This is a genomic window from Planobispora rosea (assembly GCF_014648175.1).
Lineage (GTDB): Bacteria > Actinomycetota > Actinomycetes > Streptosporangiales > Streptosporangiaceae > Planobispora > Planobispora rosea.
Genome location: NZ_BMQP01000056.1, coordinates 40,220 through 46,225 on the forward strand (window position 1 = coordinate 40,220; position 6,006 = coordinate 46,225).

At 72.9% G+C, this 6,006-nt stretch carries 4 protein-coding genes; 2 read left to right on the forward strand and 2 right to left on the reverse strand.

What is annotated here, in order from left to right; genetic code table 11:
- Positions 1-188 precede the first annotated feature (188 nt).
- Positions 189-1,823, reverse strand: coding sequence for an ABC-F family ATP-binding cassette domain-containing protein (locus IEZ08_RS35485; protein ID WP_068925666.1), 1,635 nt, complete (start codon positions 1,821-1,823; stop codon positions 189-191).
- A gap of 96 nt (positions 1,824-1,919) precedes the next feature.
- On the opposite strand from IEZ08_RS35485, the gene IEZ08_RS35490 reads away from it, so the two are divergent.
- Positions 1,920-2,669, forward strand: a complete 750-nt coding sequence (locus tag IEZ08_RS35490; RefSeq protein ID WP_068925664.1) for a TetR/AcrR family transcriptional regulator C-terminal domain-containing protein — start codon at positions 1,920-1,922, stop codon at positions 2,667-2,669.
- A gap of 191 nt (positions 2,670-2,860) precedes the next feature.
- On the opposite strand, the gene IEZ08_RS35495 is transcribed toward IEZ08_RS35490, so the two are convergent.
- The gene (locus tag IEZ08_RS35495; protein WP_189243908.1) at positions 2,861-4,453 is read right to left on the reverse strand and encodes an alpha/beta hydrolase; all 1,593 of its coding nucleotides are present in this window, start codon (positions 4,451-4,453) and stop codon (positions 2,861-2,863) included.
- A gap of 298 nt (positions 4,454-4,751) precedes the next feature.
- On the opposite strand from IEZ08_RS35495, the gene IEZ08_RS35500 reads away from it, so the two are divergent.
- A partial coding sequence (locus IEZ08_RS35500; RefSeq protein ID WP_189243909.1) for an AfsR/SARP family transcriptional regulator occupies positions 4,752-6,006 on the forward strand: 1,255 nt, incomplete at its 3' end.

Sequence of the window (6,006 nt, forward strand, 5' to 3'; positions counted from 1 at the left end):
ACCGCTCGTCGAGAACGGCGACGAGGAGCGCAGACCTTCCGCCGGCGGCGGTGCCTATCGGGGCACCGCCGTTGTTGTCCGTGTCCCGGCGTCGGCGTCGGTGTCGGTTCTTCCGTTCGCACTACGGCTCAGGACGGCGGCAACCGCTGCGATTCCGGTGATCCGCGTCCTGCCGGTCGGGGGCGCCGTCACCGTCCGTGTGTGCGCTCGACCCGTCCTTCGTGCCAGACCGGCTCGTCGCTCTCGTAGACGGTCCCGTCGGCGCCGAAGATCAGGAAGCGGTCGAAGTCGGCGGCGAACCAGCGGTCGTGGGTGACGGCCAGCACGGTTCCGGAGAAGGATGCCAGGCCCTGCTGCAGGGCCTCGGCACTGGCCAGGTCCAGATTGTCGGTGGGCTCGTCCAGCAGCAGGAGGGTCGCGCCTGACAGCTCCAGCAGCAGGATCTGCAGGCGGGCCTGCTGCCCGCCCGAGAGCGTCTCGAAACGCTGGTCGGCGGCGGGGGCGAGTTCGTAGCGGGCCAGAGCGGCCATCGCCTCGTTCAAGGTGAGCGCGTGACCGGTCATGACCAGCTCAGCCGGGCTGCGGCCGTGCAGGTCCGGCCGGGTGTGGGTCTGCACGAAACGGCCGGGTGCCACCCGGGCTCCCAGCCGTACCGAACCGGTGTGCGGTACGGCGGGCACCGCGCCGTCGGCGGCCTGCTCCAGCAACTGCAGGAAGGTGGACTTACCCGAGCCGTTGGAGCCGAGCACCCCGACGCGCTCGCCGTACCAGATCTCGGTGCCGAACGGCCGCATCAGACCGGTGAGCTCCAGGTTCTCGCAGACGACGGCGCGTTTGCCGGTGCGGCCTCCGCGCAGCCGGATCCGTACGTTCTGCGCCCTGGGCGGACGCTGCGGCGGGCCGGCCTGCTCGAAGCGGCTCAGCCGGGTGCGCGCGGCCCGATAGGCCGAGGCCAGCGCGTCGTTGCCGGCGGCGGTCTGCTGCAGGGTGCGCACCAGTCGCCTGAGCCTGGCGTGCTCCTCGTTCCAGCGGCGGCGCCGCTCCTCCAGCCGGCTGATGCGCTCCTCGCGTGCCCTGGCGTAGGTGGCGAAGCCCCCGCCGTGGATCCAGACCCCGCGGTCCTCCACCGTCACGATCCGGTCGGCGGCGTCGGCCAGGAGCCGCCGGTCGTGGGAGACGAGCAGCACGGTCTTGTCCGTGGCCTGCAACCGGCCCTCCAGCCACTGTTTGCCGGGCACGTCCAGGTAGTTGTCCGGCTCGTCCAGCAGCAGGACCTCGTCCGGGCCGCGCAGCAGGGCTTCCAGGACGAGGCGTTTCTGCTCGCCTCCCGACAGGCTGCTCACCGGGCGGTCCCGGATCGCGTCGTAGGGCAGGCCCATGGACTCGGTGGCGCAGACGTCCCAGACGACCTCCATGGCGTAGCCGCCGGCGTCGGCGTAGTCGGAGACGGCCTGCGCGTAGGCCAGCTGCGCCGCCTCGTCGTCGCGGGCGGCCAGCGCCGCCTCCGTCCGCAGCAGGGCCGCGGCGGTGGCCCGTATCCGGTCCGGCGCCACCGACAGCAGCAGGTCGTGCACGCTCCGGTCGTCGCGGATGCCGCCGATGAACTGGCGCATCACCCCCAGGCCTCCGGAGGAGACCACGCGGCCGTCGTCCGGCTGCAGGTCTCCGGCGATCAGCCGCAGCAGAGTGGTCTTGCCCGCGCCGTTCGGGCCCACGAGTCCGGCCTTGACCCCGTCGCCGACGCGGAACGACACCTCGTGCAGCAGAAGCCGCCCGTCCGGCAGCACGTAGGTCAGCCGGTCCACCTCGACATGCCCTGCCATCGTCGCTCCTCCACCGCCCCGGGCGCGGCTGCTGGATCGATGTTCCGGTTACCGGATCAACGATCCAGTACTCGATCCTCATACTAGACTCCTCCTGTGGAAGCGAGTGAGGCAGGACGGGGAACCGGGGGTTCGGGCACCGCGGGCCAGGTATGGCTGCGCACCCCGGCGCGGGCCGGGCGGGCCGCGCCGCCGCTCACCCGGGAGCGGATCGTCGAAGAGGCCGTGGCGCTGCTGGACGCCGAAGGCGCCGACCGGCTGACCATGCGGCGCCTGGCCGAACGGCTCGGCACCGGCTCCACCACGTTGTACTGGCACGTGAAGACCAAGGACGACGTCCTCGACCTCGCCCTGGACGCGATCTTCGCCGAGGTCGAGATTCCGCCGGAGGGCGGTCAGGGGTGGCGTGCCGGCATCACCGCGCTGATCAACGGATGGCGTGCGGTCCTGCTGAGGCATCCCTGGTCGGCGGCTCTGCTGAGCCGTCCGATGCTGGGCCCCAACGTGCTGGCCCGCAGCGAGTTCCTGTACGCCACTCTTCTGGAGGCCGGAGTCACCGGACCCGGCCTCACCGCCGCGGCGTACGGGCTGTCCAACTACGTCATCGGCTCCGGGCTGATGCAGGCGACCTGGCCGACCGGCGCGGAGCGGGAAGTACGGCGGGCCGCGCGGGAATACCTGCACGCCAACCGGGAGCGCTACCCGGTCCTCGCCGCCCACGGGCCCCTCGTCGCGGACGATGACTGGGAGACCGGTTTCGCTCTCGGCCTGACCTGGATCCTCGACGGCATCGAGGCCGGTATCGCCAGGGCCGATGAGCGCGGGCCGATGAGCGCGGGCCGATGAGCGCGGGCCGATGAGCGCCGGGACGCCGCGGCGCGTTCCACGGGAGGAGCCCCGCCCGCCGGAGTGACGCCGGTGAGCGGGGCTCCTCCGCCGGCCGGTCGACGGCCGAGGGGTCGTCCCATGACTCTCAGGGACTCATGCAGGGACTCATGACTCCCAGGGGCTTCGAGGGTTCCCGGGGACCCTCGGGCCTACCCGGCGTGCGCCGCCAGGCGTGCGGACAGGAGCCATCCGGGTACGGTCGGCAACGGCCCGGTCGGCTTCGGCCACTGCTTTCCTGCGGCCTTCGCCTGCATGGGCGGTACGGCCGGGCAGCGGGCGCCGCGGGCGGGCAGGGTCAGGTTCACCAGATAGCCGTCGAAGGCCCCGAGGGTGCACTCGCTGCGGTCGTAGACGCCGTGCCCCCAGCCTTCGTAGGTCAGCAGCACCGCCTGACGGCCGAGCTGCCGGGCCGTGCCGAGCGCCCAGTCGTATCCGGTGGCCGGGTCGTGCAGCGCGTTGCCCAGCAGCAGCGGCGCGCTGCCGCGGACCCGCAGCGGGTGCTGGGGGTTGGGGATCGGGGCCGGCTGGCCCAGGCAGGCAGCGGCCATGCTGAACGCCAGCGGGCTGTACCGCATGTCGGGTGCGATCCTCGCCGAGCGGCGCAGGTGGGAGGCGTACTCCCGGTAATCGCGGATCGGCAGCCGGTAGTCCAGGCAGAACACCTGAGCCGGGAACTGCGAGACCTCGGCGTTCTGCGCCCGCGGCCGGGACAGGATCCCGGCGGGCGGCTCGGTGCCGGTGTCGATGGCGACGAGGAGCTCCGCCAGCTGCGCCCAGGAGGGGCCGTAGAACCCGCCGAAGGCCAGTCCGATGAGGTCCAGCTGGGTCAGGGGGATGTCCGGCTCTCCGGGGAAGCGCAGCTCGCCTCGCTCGGCCCGGGTGAGCAGATCGGCCCAGAAGGCCCGCAGGTCCCTGCCGTGCAGCACGCAGGTCGCGTCCCGGCCGCACCAGGCGGCGAACTCGTCGAAGGAGTCCTGCGCGGCGGCGCTCTCGGTGTCCAGGAAGGCCCGGGTCCCCAGGTTGTGGTCCATGTTGCTGTCCAGCGCGAGGGCGCGGACCCGGTGGGGGAAGGTCTCGGCGTACAGCTGTCCGATCAGTGTGCCGTACGAGACGCCGTAGTAGGTCAGCCTCCGCTCGCCCAGGGCGGCGCGGATGGCGTCCATGTCGCGCACCACGCTGAGGGTGTCCACGTGATCGTAGAGGGGCCCGGTGCGGGCCCGGCAGTCCTCGCGCAGCTGCCGGTTGTAGGCCAGCAGGCCGTCGAAGTCGGCCTGGCTCCTCATGATCGGGTACGGCGCGCGGGCGAGCAGGTCGGTCGAGCACACGACGGGGTTGCTGCGGGCCACCCCACGCGGGTCGAAACCGACGACGTCGAAGCGGCGGGTGATCTCCTCGCTGAAGTAGCCGCCGTAGATGGCGAAGTCCACGCCGGAGCCGCCGGGACCGCCTGGATTGATCAGCAGGGACCCGATCCGGGCCGCGGGATCGGTGGCCTTGCGCCGGGCCAGGGCCACCTCGATGGTGGGGCCGCCCGGGGCGGCCCAGTCGATCGGGACCGCCAGTTTGCCGCATTCGACGGCCGGGTTCTCGGGGCAGGGCGTCCAGGTGATGCCCTTCCCGCCGGGAGGCGCCGGATTCCGGGCGGTGGCGGCTCCGGCGGTGGCGGCTCCGGCGGGGGCGAGGGGCAGCAGGACGGTGACGGCGAGCAGGACGAGGGTGAGCAGGGGGAGCTTTCTGCGCACACGGTCTCCATTCGTCGGGCCCGAGCCGGACGTCCGCGTCCGTGAAGGAGACGGGTCATCCCGGCGATGGTGCCCGGGCCGTCCTGCGGGTAGCGGGTGCGGCTCATGGCGTGCGTGGCTCTGGTGTGCGAGCCGAGTCGATTGTCAACCGGCTTCACCGATCTGCATATCGGGAGCAAGGAGGAGAAACGAGACCGTCGCTCCTCCGGCGGCAGGAGGGCGGCCTCCGCCTGAAGACTCGGGGAAATCGTCCCTATAGATTGGCTATATGCCCAGATAAATAACGATAATCAGTACTATGTGGTTTGGCGTTCTGGGCGCGGTGGAAGTGCGGGACGCCGAAGGAGAGGCGATCGCGGTGGGCGGGCCCCGGGTCCGCGCGCTGCTCGCGATGCTGGCGATCGAAGCCGGGCGGCTGGTCACCACGGAGTGGCTGATCGACGGCCTGTACGGCGACCAGCCGCCGGCCAACGCCGCCAACGCGCTCCAGTCGCAGGTCTTCCGGCTCCGCCGGCAGCTGCGGGGGGCCGGTGCGGTCGAGGGACATCCGGCGGGCTACCGGCTCGCCGCGGCGGCCGAGGACGTCGACGCGCACCGGTTCGAGCGGCTGGCGCTCGCGGGACGCCGCGCCCTGGCCGCGGGTGACCCGGCGGGCGCGGCGGTGCTCCTGCGGGACGCGCTCGCCCTGTGGCGGGGACCGGCGTTCGCGGACGTGGGAGACGCCCCGTTCGCGGCCGGGCACGCAACACGGCTGGAGGAGCTGCGCCTGGGCGCCGTCGAGGACCGGATCGAGGCCGAACTGGCCATGGGCGGGCATCGGACGCTGGTCGGAGAGCTCCGGGACCTGGTGGCCGGACACCCGCTCCGGGAGCGGACACGCGGGCAGCTCATGCGGGCGCTGTACGGCAGCGGCCGCCAGGCGGAGGCCCTGGCCGCCTACGAGGAGGCCCGCCGGGTCCTCGCCGAGGAGCTCGGCACGGAACCCGGGCCGGACCTGGCGGCCCTGCATCTGGCGGTGCTCCGGGGCGACCCCTCGCTCACCGACCCCTCGCTCACCGAGCCGTTGCTCGTCGTAGCGCCGCTCATCGAGCCGTCACCCGGCCATCCGCCGCCCGCCGATTCGTCAGCCGGGCATCCGCCGCCCGCCGAGCCGGTGGAGGAGGCCGACGGGATCGCGGCCGGAGGCGGCCCTCACACCGGGCTTCCCGCGCAACTCACGAGCTTCGTCGGGCGGGAGGAGGAACTGGAGCGGGTCGGCGCCCTCCTCGGCGCGGTGCGGCTGGTCACCCTCACCGGTTCCGGGGGAGCGGGCAAGACCCGGCTGGCGGTGGAGGCGGCGGGACGTGTCTCCGGTGAGGTCCGCTTCGCCGACCTGGCCGCGGTGACGGACGGGGCCGACGTCCCCCAGGCCGTGCTCGGGGCGCTCGGCCTGCGCGAGGCCGGTATCGCGCCACCGGTGCCCGGCCGCCCCGCCCCGGACGCCACCGAGCGGATGGTGGCGGCGTTGAGCGGGCGGGAGGTGTTGCTGGTGCTGGACAACTGTGAGCATGTGG